Source organism: Quisquiliibacterium sp. (assembly GCF_982640115.1).
This window is the reverse complement of the sequence record NZ_CEXFHW010000093.1, coordinates 1-15269: the sequence shown is the minus strand read 5'-3', so window position 1 is coordinate 15269 and position 15269 is coordinate 1. Positions and strand designations below refer to the sequence as shown.

The 15269-nt window shown below is 71.8% G+C and carries 14 protein-coding genes; 6 read left to right on the top strand and 8 right to left on the bottom strand.

Translation table 11 applies throughout. The annotated features are described in order from the left end of the window. Window positions 1–1399: protein adenylyltransferase SelO (locus AC2H6A_RS11685; protein ID WP_484273706.1), on the top strand; the 1399-nt coding region annotated here is incomplete at its 5' end. A 17-nt stretch (window positions 1400–1416) separates the two neighbouring features. Here the strand turns inward: AC2H6A_RS11685 and AC2H6A_RS11680 are convergent. Genes AC2H6A_RS11680 through AC2H6A_RS11670 form a run of 3 tightly spaced genes read right to left on the bottom strand, consistent with a single transcriptional unit; the run spans window position 1417 to window position 4153 of the window. Then, window positions 1417–2568 carry an acyl-CoA dehydrogenase family protein gene (locus AC2H6A_RS11680; protein WP_484273704.1) on the bottom strand — a complete coding sequence of 384 codons (1152 nt, stop codon included), beginning with the start codon at window positions 2566–2568 and terminating at the stop codon, window positions 1417–1419. Between the two features lies 1 nt (window position 2569). Further along, complete coding sequence (locus AC2H6A_RS11675) at window positions 2570–3451, bottom strand: MaoC/PaaZ C-terminal domain-containing protein (RefSeq protein WP_484273702.1); 882 nt, start codon at window positions 3449–3451, stop codon at window positions 2570–2572. A 3-nt stretch (window positions 3452–3454) separates the two neighbouring features. Continuing rightward, window positions 3455–4153, bottom strand: coding sequence for a UPF0149 family protein (locus AC2H6A_RS11670; RefSeq protein ID WP_484273700.1), 699 nt, complete (start codon window positions 4151–4153; stop codon window positions 3455–3457). Window positions 4154–4272: 119 nt separating this feature from the next. Here AC2H6A_RS11670 and AC2H6A_RS11665 point away from each other — a divergent pair, with 119 nt between their 5' ends. The 4 genes from AC2H6A_RS11665 (at window position 4273) to AC2H6A_RS11650 (ending at window position 8226) form a co-directional block, all read left to right on the top strand. Beyond that, window positions 4273–5289: a Bug family tripartite tricarboxylate transporter substrate binding protein gene (locus tag AC2H6A_RS11665; protein WP_484273699.1), complete on the top strand. Its 1017-nt coding sequence runs from the start codon at window positions 4273–4275 to the stop codon at window positions 5287–5289. Window positions 5290–5351: 62 nt separating this feature from the next. Next, window positions 5352–6161, top strand: a complete 810-nt coding sequence (locus AC2H6A_RS11660; RefSeq protein WP_484273697.1) for a DUF169 domain-containing protein — start codon at window positions 5352–5354, stop codon at window positions 6159–6161. Continuing rightward, window positions 6158–7246: a serine hydrolase domain-containing protein gene (locus AC2H6A_RS11655; protein ID WP_484273695.1), complete on the top strand. Its 1089-nt coding sequence runs from the start codon at window positions 6158–6160 to the stop codon at window positions 7244–7246. Before AC2H6A_RS11660 ends, AC2H6A_RS11655 begins: the two co-directional genes overlap by 4 nt. Beyond that, on the top strand, window positions 7243–8226 hold the full coding sequence (locus AC2H6A_RS11650; RefSeq protein WP_484273693.1) for a lipid A-modifier LpxR family protein: 984 nt from the start codon (window positions 7243–7245) through the stop codon (window positions 8224–8226). Before AC2H6A_RS11655 ends, AC2H6A_RS11650 begins: the two co-directional genes overlap by 4 nt. A 64-nt stretch (window positions 8227–8290) precedes the next feature. Here AC2H6A_RS11650 and AC2H6A_RS11645 read toward each other — a convergent pair whose 3' ends face one another. Both AC2H6A_RS11645 and AC2H6A_RS11640 read right to left on the bottom strand, forming a co-directional pair. Then, a complete protein-coding gene (locus AC2H6A_RS11645) occupies window positions 8291–9352 on the bottom strand; it encodes a cyclase family protein (protein WP_484273691.1) in 1062 nt (353 codons plus the stop codon). After that, window positions 9349–10593, bottom strand: a complete 1245-nt coding sequence (locus tag AC2H6A_RS11640) for an MFS transporter (protein ID WP_484273689.1) — start codon at window positions 10591–10593, stop codon at window positions 9349–9351. The genes AC2H6A_RS11645 and AC2H6A_RS11640 overlap by 4 nt, the downstream gene beginning before the upstream one ends. A gap of 69 nt (window positions 10594–10662) precedes the next feature. Between AC2H6A_RS11640 and AC2H6A_RS11635 the strand changes: the two genes are divergently transcribed. Then, on the top strand, window positions 10663–11637 hold the full coding sequence (locus AC2H6A_RS11635) for a S1C family serine protease (RefSeq protein WP_484273687.1): 975 nt from the start codon (window positions 10663–10665) through the stop codon (window positions 11635–11637). Between the two features lie 41 nt (window positions 11638–11678). On the opposite strand, the gene AC2H6A_RS11630 is transcribed toward AC2H6A_RS11635, so the two are convergent. The 3 genes from AC2H6A_RS11630 to AC2H6A_RS11620 form a co-directional block, all read right to left on the bottom strand. Beyond that, window positions 11679–13631: an acyl-CoA synthetase gene (locus AC2H6A_RS11630; protein WP_484273685.1), complete on the bottom strand. Its 1953-nt coding sequence runs from the start codon at window positions 13629–13631 to the stop codon at window positions 11679–11681. A gap of 137 nt (window positions 13632–13768) precedes the next feature. Continuing rightward, a complete protein-coding gene (locus AC2H6A_RS11625; RefSeq protein WP_484273682.1) occupies window positions 13769–14689 on the bottom strand; it encodes a flagellin N-terminal helical domain-containing protein in 921 nt (306 codons plus the stop codon). A gap of 170 nt (window positions 14690–14859) precedes the next feature. Beyond that, the coding region (locus AC2H6A_RS11620; RefSeq protein WP_484273680.1) for a carbonic anhydrase at window positions 14860–15269 on the bottom strand (410 nt) is incomplete at its 5' end.

Below are 15269 nucleotides of genomic sequence, written 5' to 3'. Positions count from 1 at the left end.
TTGCGAGCTTGCCGAGGAGCTCGGTCTGGACCCGGCCGCCCTGTCCGGCCCGGCGGGCGCGGCGCTCTTTGCGGGCAACGCGCTTCCCGCGGGGGCGCAGCCGATCGCGCAGGTGTATGCCGGGCATCAGTTCGGCGGGTTCTCGCCGCAGCTCGGTGACGGCCGCGCGCTGCTGCTCGGCGAACTCGTCGATCGCGAGGGCCGGCGCCGCGACATCGCCTTCAAGGGCTCCGGCCCCACGCCCTTCTCGCGGCGCGGTGACGGCAAGGCCGCGGTGGGCCCCATGCTGCGCGAGCTGCTGATCGGCGAGGCCATGCACGCGCTGGGCATCCCCACCACGCGCGCGCTGGCGGTGGCGGCCACCGGCGAGCCGGTCTGGCGCGAGTCGGTGCTGCCGGGCGCGGTGCTCACCCGCGTGGCGGCCAGCCACCTGCGGGTGGGCACCTTCCAGTACTTCGCGGCCCGCGGCGAGCATGACCGGGTGCGCCAGCTCGCCGACTACGCCATCGCCCGTCACGACCCGGCGCTCGCCGGCGACCCCGATCGCCATGCCCTGCTGCTGCACGCGGTCGCGCAGCGTCAGGCCGCGCTGGTGGCGCGCTGGATGGAGGTCGGCTTCATCCACGGCGTGATGAACACCGACAACATGACCCTGTCGGGCGAGACCATCGACTACGGGCCCTGCGCCTTCCTGGAGGCCTATCAGCCCGAGGCGGTGTTCAGCTCGATCGACCATCAGGGGCGCTACGCCTACCGCAACCAGCCGGTGATCGCGCGCTGGAACCTCGCCCGCTTCGCCGAGACCCTGCTGCCGCTGATCGACGACGATGCCGATGCGGCGGTGGCCCGCGCCATGACCGTGCTCGATGCCTTCCCCGACTGGCTGGAGGCGCATCTGCGCGTCGCGCGGCTGATGCGGCTGGGCCTGCCCGCGCCCGCGACGGCCGCCGACCCTGCCGATCTCGCGCTGCTCGATGACTGGCTGGGGCTGCTGCAATCGCAGCGGGTGGATCACACCCTGGGCTGGCGCCGGCTGGCCGATGCCGCCGAAGGCCAGGCCGCGCCGCTGCAGGCGCTCTTCGCCGAACCGGCCAGCCTCGCGCCCTGGCTGGCCCGCTGGCGCGCGCGCTGCGCGGTCGTCGATGGCGGCCAGACCTCGCCCGCGGCGGCCGCGGCGCGGGCCGCGGCCATGCGTCGGCACAGCCCCTGGATCATCGCCCGCAACCATCGGGTGGAGGAGGCGCTGGCCGCGGCCTCCGACCATGATGATCTCGGACCGCTGCAGGCCCTACTGCAGGCGCTGCGCGAGCCCTTCGAGGAGCGGCCCGGCCGCGAGCACCTGGCCGAGCCCGCGCCATCGGAGGTGACTGCCGCCTACCGCACCTTCTGCGGCACCTGAGGCCGTCCCGCGCGCCGCTACAGCGTGCGCGCGATCACTTCCTTCATGATCTCGCTGGTGCCGCCGTAGATGCGCTGCACCCGCGCGTCGGCGTAGGCCCGGGTGATCGGGTACTCGAGCATGTAGCCGCTGCCGCCGTGCAGCTGCACGCACTCGTCGACCACCTTGCACTGCATCTCGGTGCACCAGTACTTGGCCATGGCCGCGGTGGCCACATCGAGCTCGTTGGTGAGCACCGCCTCGAGGCACTGGTCGGCGAAGGCGCGACCCACCTGCACCTGGGTGCGGCACTCGGCGAGCTTGTGGCGGGTGGTCTGGAAGTCGAACACCGGCTTGCCGAAGGCCTTGCGGTTGCGGGTGTACTCGAGGGTCCAGTCGATCGCGGCGTCGGCGGCGGCCACCGCGCGCAGCGCAATCATGAGCCGTTCCCAGGGCAGTTCCTGCATGAGGCAGATGAAGCCCTCGCCCTCGCGGCCCAGCAGATTCTCGACAGGCACCTTCACATTGTCGAAGAACAGCTCCGAGGTGTCCTGCGCCTTCAGGCCGAGCTTCTTCAGGCGGCGGCCCTTGGAGAAGCCGGGCGAGTCGGCCGGCACCAGCAGCAGGCTGGTGCCCTTGGCGCCCAGGCTGGGATCGGTCTTGGCGACCACGATCACCAGGTCGCTGTTGTAGCCGTTGGTGATGTAGGTCTTGGAGCCGTTGAGCAGGTAGTGGTCGCCCTGGCGGATGGCGGTGGTGCGCACCGACTGCAGGTCGGAGCCGGCGCCGGGCTCGGTCATGGCGATGGCGCCGATGATCTCGCCGCGCGCCATGCGCGGCAGCCAGGCCTGCTTCTGCGCTTCGGTGCCGTAGCGGTTGAGGTAGGGCGAGACGATCTCGGAGTGCAGCGAGAAGCCCGGGCCCGAGGCGCCCACCCGGGCGGCCTCCTCGATCAGCACGGTGCTGTAGAGCCGGTCGGCGCCCGCGCCGCCATAGGCCTCGGGCATGCTCATGCACAGCAGCCCGGCTTCGCCGGCCTTGAGCCAGGCCTCGCGGTCGACGAAGCCCTGCTCCTCCCAGCGTTCATGGTGGGGCATGATCTCGCGCTCGAAGAAGCGGCGCGCGGTGTCGCGGAACTGCTCGTGCTCGGCCGTGAAGAGCTTGCGCTTGAGGGGTCGGGTGGCGGCCATGTCAGATCACCTTGGCCAGGCCGTTGTTGAGCACGACCACATCGCGCGGCATGGCCTTCACGCGGAAGTGCACATCCTGGCCGCGCACCCACATCTCCACGCGCAGGGTCTCGCCGGGATACACCGGGCTGGAGAAGCGCAGGCCGAAGCTCTTCAGCCGGCTGGGGTCGTAGTTGCAGCAGGCGGCCAGCACCGCGTGACCGGCCGCGCCGTAGCTCGCCAGGCCGTGAAGGATGGGAGCCTTGAAGCCGGCGGCCGTGGCCACGGCGGGGTCGGCATGCAGCGGATTGAGGTCGGCGCACAGTCGGTAGATCAGCGCGGCCTGCGGCATGGTCGGCATGTCGCGGACATGGTCGGGCGGGCCCTCGGGCACCGCCGGCTTGGCTGCCGGGGAGGGGTCGCCGCCCTTGGGGCCGTTGCCCTCGCGCTCGGAGAAGCCGCCATCGCCGCGGCAGAAGGTGAGCCCCTCGAGGGTGGCGAGCAGATCGCCGCTCGCCTTGTCGTAGAGGCGGCGCTCCTGCACGAGGATGGCGCCCTTGTCGCGCCCCTTGTCGACGATGCCGGTCACCTTGAGCGTGCCCACCACCGTGCCGGCCACCGGCAGCGGCTTGTGCACGGTCAGGCTCTGCTCGCCGTGCAGCACCTTCACCCAGTCGACGCCGGAATCGGGTTCCTTCACCCAGAAGCCCGGCGTGGCCAGCACCACCGGCATGGTCGGCACCGCCAGCATGTCGTCCTCGTAGACGAAGCGCAGCTGGCGGGTGTCGAGCGGGTCGTGGCCGAAGCCGATGCCCAGCGCGTACAGGGCCGAGTCCTTCCAGCCGTAGGTCTGCTCCACATCCGGGAAGACCCGGTTCTTCAGCTTCTGATAGTCGATGGCCATGCCTCATTGTCCTCCGTGACAGTTCTTGTACTTGCGCCCGCTGCCGCAGGGGCAGGGGTCGTTGCGGCCCACCTTGGGCTGGTCGCGGCGCACCGTGGCCGGTGACAGCGCCCGCTCGCGCGCCTCCTGGAAGAAGGCGAACGCATCCATGGCGTTGCCGATCATCTCTTCCACCAGCGCGGCGCGCTCGTCCACCGGGATGGCCTCGCGCAGCTCGCCGGTCTCGGGGTCGAACTCGTCGGCCAGCCGCACCATGGGGTCAAGGATGTCGGCGAAGTCGTCGTCGTCGTCGAGCGGGGTCCAGTCATCGGCGCGCAGGCCCACGCCGCGCAGATAGCCGATCGCCCAGCCGCGGCCATCCACCCGGCCGGCCTCGTCGTAGGCCAGCACCGGCGAGAAGCCCTCGCCCTCGTGCAGCTGCTGCGAGACATGGTCGCGATGCCGGCGCAGCAGCCGCATCAGCGTCTCGCGATCGTCGGGTGGCAGGCCTGCGGCGGCGGTCTCGGGCGCCGCGCCGAGGATCTCGCCGAGGAGTTCGTCGGGTCCGATCGGCACCGGGCTGCTCAGGGTGGCGGCGGTGAAGCCGTCGAACTCCTCGAGCGTCATCGACTCCTCTTCGTTGGCGCCGGCGAGCAGTTCATCGAGGCGGGCCAGTTCCTCGTCGTTCAGGGCCAGGGTCTTGCCGCCGCTGGAGGGGATCATCAACGCGTCCTTTCTGTGGTCGAATCCTACCTTTGCCCGGACGCCGCCACGCGCGGCAGCGGTCCGATGCGCGGCTTGCGCGGCTCGGGTCGGGTCCGAGGATGCCACACGGAGACCGCATGAGATTCCGCCCGCGCAGCGCCACCCCCTGTCTGCCCCGGCGACGGACGCTCGCCCGTGCCCTGATGCTGGCCGGCGCGGCAGGCCTGCCCGCCACGCGGGTGGTGGCTGATGAGCCCTGGCCGTCACGCCCGCTCAGCCTGGTGGTGCCCTTCCCGCCGGGGGGCGTGGCTGACACCGTGGCCCGGCCGGTGGCCGAGGCCCTCGCGCGCACGCTCGGCCAGCCGGTGGTGGTCGAGAACAAGGCCGGTGCCGGCGGCGGTATCGGCATGGCCCAGGTGGCCCGTGCCCGGCCCGATGGCCACACCCTGCTGCTGGCGCTCTCGTCGGTGACCATCATTCCCGAGGCCGACCGCGTGCTCGGCCGCGCCCCGCTCTACCAGCTGGCCCAGCTCGTGCCGCTGGCGCGCTTCACGGCCGACCCCACCGTGCTGGTGGTGCGCGCCGAGAGCCCCTGGCGCAGCCTGGCCGAGTTCCTGGCCCATGCCCGCGCGCGACCGGGCGCGCTCACCTTCGGCTCGTCGGGCACCTACGGCACCATGCATGTGCCGATGGAGATGCTCAAGCAGGCCACCGGCAGCTTCATGGTCCATGTGCCCTACACCGGCGCCGGGCCGGCCGTGATCGGTCTGCTCGGCGGGCAGGTCGATGCCCTGGCCACCGGGCCGGCCACCATCGTGGCCCATGTGCGCGCTGGCCGCTTGCGGGCACTGGCCCACTGGGGCGAGGGCCGGCTGGCGGCGCTGCCCGAGGTGCCCAGCCTGCGCGAGCTCGGCGTGCCCGTGGCCTTCTCGCAGTGGTCCGGCCTGTTCGCGCCGGCGGGCACGCCCGAGCCGGTGCTGGCCCGGCTGCGCGAAGCCGCGCGCCGCGCCGCCGAGGACGAGCGGGTGGCGCGCACCCTGGGCGCTGTGGGTTCGCCGATCCAGTTCCTGGATGCGGCCGCCTTCACGCGCTTCGTCGAGGCCGACGCGGTGAGCATGGCCGCCGTGGTGCGGCGCATCGGCCCGCAGCAGTAGCGGAACCGGCGCCCCGCCGCGCTGGACTACCATCGATGGGCACATCCGCCCAGGAGACTCCCATGAGCACCGCCACCGCCCCCGATGCCCCCGCCGCCGAGCGGCTCGACCTGCCCGCCCTTGGCGCCCAGCTCGAGCGCGTGCTGCGCCTGCGCAGCAATCCCTTCGGCATGAAGCTGTTCGAGACCGAGGCCGAGATGGCCGCCATTCCGCGCATCCGCCGGCCGAAGTCGGTGCACACCACCGACCAGATCGTCGGCCAGGCCGCCCGCCTGGGCTGGACGGTGGGCATCACGGCCGCCGATCTGGTGGGCGCGCAGTGCAAGGCCGTGATCGGCCTGGGCGGGCAGGACGAGGACTGGCGCTCCGGCAAGTCGATGGTCGGGGTCTGGTACGCCACCCAGCCCGACTCCGCCGCGCACCAGGCGGCCATGACCATCGTGCCGGTGGGCCGCTACCAGGCGATGGCGGTCTCGCCGCTCTCGGCGGGTCGGCTCGATCCGCCCGACATCGTGCTCTTCTACGCCACGCCGGGCGCGATGATGTACTTCATCAACGGCCTGCAGTGGAGCGGCTACAAGCGCTTCGACTGGAGCGTGGTGGGCGAGTCGGCCTGCGCCGATTCCTGGGGCAGGGCGCTGTCCACCCGCCAGCCCAGCCTGTCGATTCCCTGCTTCGCCGAGCGCCGCTACGGTGGCGTGCTCGACGACGAGATGCTCATGGCGATCCCGCCGGAGTATCTGCCCAAGGCCCTGGCCGGCATGGCTGCGCTCGGCGGCAACGGCCTGCGCTATCCGTTCCCGCAGTACGGCATCCAGCAGGATGTCCGCGACGGCATGGCCGCCAGCTACCCCGATCGGGCGCGCAAGTGAACGGCGCCCGCCCGCAGCCCGCGCCCGCGGCGCGCTTCCAGGAGGCGATCGCCTGGGCGCAGGCCCATGAGAGCCCCTGGCCCCGCGATCCCGATGACCCCAGCGGCACCTGGGGCGTGCACGGCGCCGATCCGGCGCCCTACAACCGGCTGCTCGGCCCGGTACACGCCCGCGGGCCGGCCAGCGGTGTGGTCTGGCAAGACGGCCAGGTGCTGGCGCAGTGGGGCGATCCCTGGCGGGTGGACCTCACCTTCAGCGTGGCCAAGACCTATCTCGCGCTGCTGGCTGGCGTGGCCCATGACCGCGGTCTGCTGCCCGATGTGCACGAGCCGGTCATCCGCCGTGTGCCCGGCATCGGCTTCGAGGGCGGGCACAACGCCGCCATCACCTGGCACCAGTTGCTGCAGCAGACCAGCGAGTGGGAAGGCTCGGTCTTCGGCCTGCCCGAGCAGGTCGATCGCTGGCGGGCGGTGCAGTACCAGCCGGTGCCTCCGGCCGGCCGCAAGGGCGACGCGCGCCCGCTGCAGGCCCCGGGCAGCTACTGGGAGTACAACGATGTGCGCATCAACCAGCTCTCGCTGGCGCTGCTGCACCTGTTCGGCCGACCCCTGCCCGAGGTCTTCGCGGAGGCGATCATGCGGCCGATCGGCGCGAGCGACCGCTGGCGCTGGGAGGGCTATCGCCATGCCTGGGTGACGGTGCGTGGCCGGCGCATGATCTCGGTGCCCGGCGGCACCCACTGGGGCGGTGGCATCTCCATCGACAGTCTCGACCAGGCCCGCGTGGGCGCGCTGCTGCTCGAGGGCGGCATCGCCGGCGGGCGCCGCGTGCTGTCGTCCGACTGGATCGCCCGCATGCGCGAGGCCTGCCCGATCGCGCCCTTCTACGGCTACCTGATCTGGCTCAACCGCGACGGCGTGATCTTCCCCAGCGCGCCGCACGACAGCTTCTTCGCGGTGGGCGCGGGCAGCTCGATCACCTGGGTCGATCCGCAGCGGCGCGCGGTCACCGTGGCCCGCTGGATCGACGGTGCGCAGGCCGACGGGCTCTTCGCGCGGGTGGGCGCGGCGCTGGACGCGGCATGACCGCGCGTGCGGCCCTCAGCGGGTTGCTGCTGACGCTGGCGGCCGCCGGCGTCAGCGCCCAGACCCTGTCGGTGCAGGTGGACAACGACGAGTTCGCCGGCCTCAACAAGCATGACCGCTGGTACTCCCAGTCGCTGCGCGGGCACTGGTTCCGGCCGGCGCTGGCCGACGGACCGGTGGCCCGCATGGCCGATGCCTGGTGCGGGCTGCAGGCCTGCGATGCCGGCGCCACGCGCACCGCGCGCTGGTCGATCGGCCAGACCCTGTTCATGCAGAACCAGCGGCGTCTGCCCGCCCATGATCCCGATGACCGTCCGATGGCCGGCTGGCTGTTCGCGTCGGCCGCCGCGCTCATCGAGTCGCGCGACCAGACCCGTCTGGCCGAGCTGCAGGTGGGCGTGACCGGCCCCGCCTCGCTTGCCGAATGGGTGCAGACCCGCTGGCATCGCGATGTGCTGCGGGTGGAGCCGGCCCTGGGCTGGGACCACCAGCTGCGCCCGCGCCTGGGTGTGCAGTGGCAGCTCGCCCACGAGCAGCGCTGGCCGCTGCTCGGCCAGCATCTCGATGTGGTCGGGCGTGCTGGCGGCACGCTGGGCACGCTGCAGGGTCAGGCGCTGGTGGCGCTCAGCCTGCGTCTGGGCGACCGGCTCTCGGGCACGGCCATGCCGCTGGAAGCATCGGCCGCCACCGGTCGCCTCGACACCGGCGGGCGCTGGTCGGTGCAGGCCGGCGGCGCCGTGCGTGCCGTGGGCTGGGACCGCTTCATCGACGGGCCGCTCTACGGCGCGGTCTCGCGGGCGCGGCCCGCGCCCTGGGTGGCCGAGGCGCACCTGGGCGCAACGCTCGCGCCCACGCCGGCCTGGCGGCTGCGCTTCGCGCTCGTCCGGCGCACCATGGAGTTCGATTCCGAGGCGGTGGCCCAGGGCCGCTTCAGGCCCCAGACCTTCGGCACCCTCCAGGCCTCGGTGGACTTGCGCTGAGGCCCGCCCCGGGCTTGCGCGCCGGGGCCCTCCACCGGGCCTGCGCGACGGGGCGTGCCCGGGGCTACACCGTGGCGATCGGCGTGGCCGGCGACCCCACCGCGCCGGGCAGGCGCAAGGGCGGTGCGGTGAGCAGGAACCGGTTGCGGCCGTGCGCGCGCAGCCAGTCGGCCAGCGGCGTGAGATGCCAGATCTCGCCGAGGTGGATGCCCAGCTTGAACAGGCAGTGCTCGTGCAGCGGCAGCGTGGCGCAGCAGCCCAGCAGGTGGCCCTTGCGCGAGGGCGTCATCTCGACCGCATAGTTGTCGGCAATCAGCACCGACAGGCCGCTGTCGGTGATCCACTGCAGCAGCTTCGGGTCGCGGCCGTCGAGCGCCGTGCAGCTGTTCTCGACGGTGTGCGCGTCGGGCTGCCGGTTCATCTCGAGCAGCATCTGCGAGAAGCCGGTGTGCAGGCAGACCATGTCACCGGTCTCGACCACCACCCGGTCGGCCTCCATCACGCGCATCAGGTCGTCATAGCCCACCGCGTGGTGGCGCCGGCCGAAGTGGGCGTGCAGGTCGATCATGACCGCGCGGCCCTGCACGCCATGCTCGGCCATGGTCTCGATGCCCAGGGCCCGCGCCTGCGAGCTGCCGGCGGGCAGCAGGCCCTGCGGCACACCAGCATCGGCGACATCGGTGGGGCCCACCACATGCTCGCCCGGCTTGAAGCCGTTGTAGTACACCGGCTCGGGGAATCCGTCGCCGTCGGCGTCGAAGAGCTGGCCGACATGCGCGAAGCTGTCCCACTGCGTGGAGTACTGCAGGTGCATGACCACCAGGTCGTCGCTGATGACATCGCTGGCGTCCGGGTCGTCCTGGAACAGCCGGTAGTTCATGTTCGGTCGGCCGTTGCGCACCGTGGGCCGCACCACCGGCGGATGGCGGCGCGGATTGAGCACATTGCCGCCGGGGAAGTCGAGCGGCAGGCTCAGGCAGAAGGTGATGCCCTCGCGCACCTCGGCCACACCCTGGCGGACCTTCTCGGGTGTGATCAGGTTCATGCGGCCCTGCTGGTCATCGGGGCCGAAGTCGCCCCAGTTGGAGCCGGGCGGTCGTTGCTTCCAGCGCGGATTGGCGGTCATGGCGTGGTCTGGGGTCGGACGGGAGGGGTGGTGGCGGCGCGCCTTGCCGCGCTCACGCGGCGAAAGAGCCAGCCCATGATCAGCAGGTTGAAGAAGTTCCAGAACGCGCCGTTGGCGAATGCGGCGTGGTACGAGCCGGTGAGGTCGAAGATGGCGCCCGACAGCCAGCCGCCCAGTGCCATGCCGGCCATGGTGGCGGTGAGGGTGATGCCTACCCGCGTACCCGCCTCCTCGGGCGGGAACTGCTCGCGCACCACGATCGCATAGGCCGGGATGATGCCGCCCTGGAACAGGCCGAAGAGCGCCGAGGCCACATAGAGCGACATCAGGGAGTCGAAGGGCAGGTAGAGCAGCAGCGCCACCATCTGAAGGGTCGAGCTGATCAGCACCGTCTTCAGCCCGCCGATGCGATCGCTGATCAGGCCGAATACCAGCCGGCTCACCACCCCGCAGGCCAGCATGATCGAGAGCATCTGCGCGCCCCGCGCCACGCCGTAGCCGAGGTCGCCGCAGTAGGCCACGATGTGCACCTGGGGCATGGACATGGCCACGCAGCAGGCAACCCCGGCCGCGCACATCAGCAGTTGCGCCGTGCCCGGTGACAGGCCGAAGGGCCGGTTGCCGGCCGCGCCCCCACCGCCCACCGCGGCCGGCATGGCCTGCGGCGGCGGCCGGCGCCGCAGCACCAGACACAGCGGCAGCATGGTCACCAGGCAGAACAGGCCCATGCCCTGGAAGGTCTGGCGCCAGCCCGCCACCTGCACGAAGTGCTCGATCAGCGAGGGCCAGATCGCGCCGCCCACATAGTTGCCGCTGGCGCAGATCGCCACCGCGATGCCCCGCCGGCGGGTGAACCACATCGAGGTGTCGGTCATCAGCGGCGCGAACTGCGCCGAGATCCCCATCAGCCCGATGAACACCCCGAACACCAGGGCGTAGCCGAGGATGGAAGGCATGATGCTGGCCAGCCAGAAGCCCGTGCCGAGCGAGGCTGCGCCAATCAGGCTGGGCACCATCACGCCGAAACGGTCGCTGAGCTTGCCGGCCAGCACGCTGCCGATGCCGAAGCCGATCATCAGCAGGGTGAAGGGCAGCGAGGCATCGGCGCGCGACACCCCGAACTCGGCCTGCACCGCCGGCAGCACCACCGAGGCGGTCCACATGCCGCAGGCGCCGATGGTGGTGAGCGTGAGGTTCGCTGCCAGCCGCAGCAGCGGGTAAAGTTCGGTGCTCGAGGCCATCCGGTCCGACTATACCCGCGCCCTCCCGGCCGGCATTCCACATAACACCCACCCACGGAGTCAGCGGCGATGGCCGATGATGTCGACTGGTCGTTCCCCGAAGCCCTGCAGCCGCCGCGCGAGGGGCTGGCCTTCGATCTCGACCAGGCGCTCGACGCCATGGTCGCGCTGCGCGCCGAGGTGCCCGACGAGGCCTTCACCGCCGGCACCCTGGGCACCGATCGCGGCGGCAACGGCATCGTCATCGGCGCCGACGGCACCATCCTCACCATCGGCTACCTGATCACCGAGGCCAGCAGCGTGTGGATCACCACCCAGCGCGGTGCTGTCCTGCCGGCCTACCCGCTGGCCTACGACCAGGCCACCGGCTTCGGCCTGGTACGGGCCCTCGGCCGGCTCGAGGCCGCGGTGCTGCCGCGTGGCCGCGCCCAGGACAGCGCTCCCGGCGACCGGGTCTTCGTCATCGGCCATGGCGGCCGGCGCCACGCGCTGCAGGCGAGGCTGGCAGCCCGGCGCGAATTCGCCGGCTACTGGGAGTACCTGCTGGAGCAGGCCCTGTTCACCACGCCTGCCCACCCCGAGTGGAGTGGTGCCGCGGTGCTCGATGCGCAGGGCCGGCTGATCGGGGTGGGCTCGCTGCTCACCGAGGAGGGCAGCGGCGAGTCGCGCGCGCAGGCCAACATGGCCGTGCCCATCGATCTGCTCGAGCCCATCCTGGGCAGCCTGCTCGAGACCGGCCGCAGCGGCCTGCCGGCGCGGCCCTGGCTGGGGCTGTACGCCGGCACGGCCGATGGCCAGCTGGTGGTGGGCGGTACGGCGCAGGGCGGCCCGGCCGAGCGGGCCGGCGTGCGCCAGGGTGATCTCATCCTCGAGGTGGCGGGGCGCCGGGTGGCCTCGCTGCCCGAGTTCCTGCGCGCGGTCTGGGCGCTGGGCCCGGCGGGTACCCGGGTGCCGCTCGCCCTCGGGCGCGACGGTGACCTGGTGCGCCCGGTGATCGGCTCGGTCGACCGCAACGACGTGCTGCTGCGGCCGCGGCTTCACTAGGCGCGTGTTTCGCGCCGCGTTGCGGTGCGCCGGCGCGACGCTCAGTCCCAGCCGATCTCATGGCGCATCGGCAGCGGCCCCAGCCGCTCGCCGATGGCCTGCGCGAGCGCCGCCTGCTGCGCCGCAGGCACCCCGCTCAGCCGAACCCGGATCAGGCTGCCGTGGGTGCCGTGCGCGCCGGTCTCCACCGACAGCGCGCCGCCGTGCAGCGGCAGGTCGGCCAGCATGGCGCTGGCCACGCGGGTGGCGGCGTCCCAGCGCAGCGCCGGCTTGAAGACCTTGCCCACGCCAGTCAGCGGCATCGGGTCGATCAGGTGGATGGCCACCGGCACCGCGGCCCGCTCCGGCGTGCGCTCGCGCACCCAGTCGATCAGCTCGCCCGGGTCGGGTTGCATGCCGGGCTTGGGCTGCACATAGGCCACCGGCAGCTCGCCCGCGTAGGCATCGGGCCGCCCGACCATGGCCGCGAGGCCCACGACAGGATGGGTGTAGAGAATCTCTTCGATGGGTTGCGGGTCGATGTTGTGACCGCCGCGTATGACCAGGTCTTTCGCGCGTCCGGTGATCCAGAGATAGCCTTGCGCATCGAGTCGACCGAGGTCGCCGGAATTCACCCAGCCCGGTTCGACGAAGGCCTGCCGGTTGTGGACCGGATTGAGGTAGCCCGAGAACACGCCCGGCCCGGCCATGGCCACCACGCCGATCTCGTCGGTGCCGCAGTCGCCCAGGCAGCGGCCCTCGGCGTCCACCCGCACCACCCGCACGCGGGCGTAGGGCAGGGCCTGCCCTACCGAGCCCACCTTCACCGGGCGATCGGGATAGCCGATGGTGTGCACGCTCGAGGTCTCGGTCATGCCGTAGACCTCGAGCACCGGCAGCCTGAAGCGCTCGATGTAGGTCTGAGCCACGGCCACCGGGATCGCCGATCCGCCGCCGGTGGCCCGCACCAGGCTGGAGAGGTCGGCGCCGTCGACCGGCACGCTGAGTGCGGCGGCCAGCACGGTGGGCACGCCGGTGAGGGTGCGCGGCCGGTACCGTGCCACCAGCCGCCAGAGGTTGCGCAGCGCCGCCGGATTGCGCCAGCCGGCGGGCGAGAGCACCACCAGCGTGCCGCCGCAGGCAAGCCCCGCCAGGGCCTGCGAGAGCGCGCCGCCCACATGGAAGAGCGGCAGACCGAAGAGCGTGGTGTCGCCCGGTTCGGCGCGCAGGATCAGGCCGATCACCCAGGCCTGCGAAACCTGGTTGCGATGGGTGTGGCGCACCAGCTTGGGCGTGCCGGTGGTGCCGCCGGTGTGGAAATAGCCCGCGATCTCGTCGGGCTGGATGTCGCGGCCGCTGATCAGCGCGTCAGCGCGCTGCGCGGCGATCAGCGCATCGAAATCGAAGATCGGCACCGGCTCGCCAGGCGCGCGCACCTGGCCCGCCTGATCGGGGGTGGCCGTGGCCACGCCAGCCGCGCCCACCACCACCACCGCCGCCAGTTGCGGCAGCTCGGGCAGGATGCGCTGCACCTTGTCCCAGGTGTCGGTGCCCGGCACCGGGCCGAGCGCCACCAGCACGCGGGTGTCGGCCGCGCGCAGGATCTCCACCAGCTGATGCGGTTCGAGCAGCGGATTGACCGGGTTCGAGATGCCCGCGGCCTCCGCGCCGAACAGGGTCCAGAAGGCCTGCGGCACCAGCGGCAGCAGGAAGCTCACCGCGAGACCGGGCCGCACCCCGAGCGCATGCAGGGCGTTGGCAGTGCGGGTCACGCCCTCGAAGAAGGCCTGATGCGAGATGTCGACCGGCGCCTCGTCGGGGTCGGCATTGGCGAGCAGACGCAGGGCAGGGCGCTGCGGCGCGTGCTGGCTGCCCAGGCGCAGCGCCTGGTAGGTGCTGGCGGCAGCCATGCGCTGGTCGAAGGCAATGGCCTCGAGGGCGCGTACCGCCTCGGGCGTGGACAGGTCTGGCCAGTGCTCGCCGAGATGGCGATCCAGCAGGTGGACTTGGGGCATGGGGGGCGTCTCCGGGCTGAATGCCGCCCCGCTGGCGCGGGGGGCGCCGCGCCGCCCCTTCTGCGGGGGCGTGGCGGTGGCAGCACGGTAAGACGCGGCCCCGGGCCGCGTCAATCGGCCCGGGGGCTGCGCGATGCCTATCGCAGCAGTGACAGCACCTGGTTGGGTGCGGCGTTGGCCTGCGAGAGCATGGCCACGCCGGCCTGCTGCAGCACCTGGGCGCGGGCCAGGTTCGCGGTCTCGCGGGCGTAGTCGGTGTCCACGATGCGGCTGCGTGCGGCGGCCTGATTCTCGACCGAGATGTTCAGGTTGGAGATCACCGCGTCGAAGCGGTTCTGCACCGCGCCGAAGGTGGAGCGCGCGGTGTTGACCTGGGCCAGCGCAAAGTCCAGCACTTCGACGGCGCCGAGCGCGCCGGTGCCCATCGACACCGCGGCATACGAGAAGTAGTTGGTCGCGCTGGCACTGGAGCCCCGGGTGCCCACGGTCGAGATGTCCAGCACGGAGCTGGTGGCCCGCGCCAGGGCGCCGATGTCGGCGCCGCCCGAGGTGGTGGTGCTCAGCACATTGAGCGCGCTCACCGAGATGGTGTCGTTGGTGGTGGCGTTCGAGCCGATCTGGAAGTCGAAGCTGGTGGTCTGGGTGAGGATCAGATTGCCGTTGAACCGGGTGGTGTTGGCGGTTCGGGTGACCTCGGTCTGCAGCTGGTTGAACTCGTTCTGCAGGGCGGTGCGGTCGGTGGAGCTGTTGGTGGCGTTGGCCGACTGCACGGCGAGTTCACGCATGCGCTGCAGCATGCCGTTGATGCTGCCCAGCGCGCCCTCGGCGGTCTGGGCGAGCGAGACCGCGTCGTTGGCGTTGCGCCGTGCGATCTCCATGCCACGGGCCTGGGCGCTCATGCGCTCGGAGATCGCCAGGCCGGCGGCGTCGTCCTTGGCGCTGTTCACCCGCATGCCGGTGGACAGGCGGTTGATCGAGGTGGCAAGGCTTGTGCCGTTGGTGGCGAGGTTGCGCTGCGCATTCAGCGACAGCACATTGGTGTTGATGATCTGGGTCATGATCGTCCTTTCAAGTTCGGGTTCCCTCCGGAACCGGTCATCTGATCAGAGTCCCCTTGGACTTCAGTTGCGTTACCGGGTGTCAGTGGCCTTGGCGCGCGGCGGCGGGCGGGCCGGCCGCTGGATCGCCGACTGCCGCGGCCTGCCGATGAAGATCGCCGTGTCTTCGATCACTTCGACTCCTTCACCAGCCGGTCACCGATCGGCTGCAGCGGGCGGGCGTTCATGGGATACAGCCGCGAGAAGATCGCGATCTGCTCGGTCGACACGGTCACCGGCTCCTTCATCACCAGCCACAGCACGCCCTCGCTGCAGGGCGGGGTGGTGAGCGAGCCCATGTAGGTGTAGTAGCCACGGTTCACCGGCAGCAGCTGCTCGAGCTCGAGCGGCGCCGTGCCGGCGAGCGGCTCGTTGCGTTCCAGCGGCAGGCTGTTCCAGACCGACTGGATGATCGGGTTGGGCTGGCCGCGATCCAGCAGCACAGCCACCACCGCCAGCCGGCCGTCGGGGTCCTTGTGCACCAGGTGCGCCACCATGTCGAAGACCCGCCCGTCCACCCGTTCCTCGGCGGGCCGGTGGA

What these genes read in the sequence shown, in the direction of transcription:
- AC2H6A_RS11680 (WP_484273704.1), bottom strand. Translation starts at nt 2,568, where the DNA reads ATGGCCGCCACCCGACCCCTCAAGCGCAAGCTCTTCACGGCCGAGCAC.
- AC2H6A_RS11675 (WP_484273702.1), bottom strand. Translation starts at nt 3,451, where the DNA reads ATGGCCATCGACTATCAGAAGCTGAAGAACCGGGTCTTCCCGGATGTG.
- AC2H6A_RS11670 (WP_484273700.1), bottom strand. Translation starts at nt 4,153, where the DNA reads ATGATCCCCTCCAGCGGCGGCAAGACCCTGGCCCTGAACGACGAGGAA.
- AC2H6A_RS11665 (WP_484273699.1), top strand. Translation starts at nt 4,273, where the DNA reads ATGAGATTCCGCCCGCGCAGCGCCACCCCCTGTCTGCCCCGGCGACGG.
- AC2H6A_RS11660 (WP_484273697.1), top strand. Translation starts at nt 5,352, where the DNA reads ATGAGCACCGCCACCGCCCCCGATGCCCCCGCCGCCGAGCGGCTCGAC.
- AC2H6A_RS11650 (WP_484273693.1), top strand. Translation starts at nt 7,243, where the DNA reads ATGACCGCGCGTGCGGCCCTCAGCGGGTTGCTGCTGACGCTGGCGGCC.
- AC2H6A_RS11645 (WP_484273691.1), bottom strand. Translation starts at nt 9,352, where the DNA reads ATGACCGCCAATCCGCGCTGGAAGCAACGACCGCCCGGCTCCAACTGG.
- AC2H6A_RS11640 (WP_484273689.1), bottom strand. Translation starts at nt 10,593, where the DNA reads ATGGCCTCGAGCACCGAACTTTACCCGCTGCTGCGGCTGGCAGCGAAC.
- AC2H6A_RS11635 (WP_484273687.1), top strand. Translation starts at nt 10,663, where the DNA reads ATGGCCGATGATGTCGACTGGTCGTTCCCCGAAGCCCTGCAGCCGCCG.
- AC2H6A_RS11630 (WP_484273685.1), bottom strand. Translation starts at nt 13,631, where the DNA reads ATGCCCCAAGTCCACCTGCTGGATCGCCATCTCGGCGAGCACTGGCCA.
- AC2H6A_RS11625 (WP_484273682.1), bottom strand. Translation starts at nt 14,689, where the DNA reads ATGACCCAGATCATCAACACCAATGTGCTGTCGCTGAATGCGCAGCGC.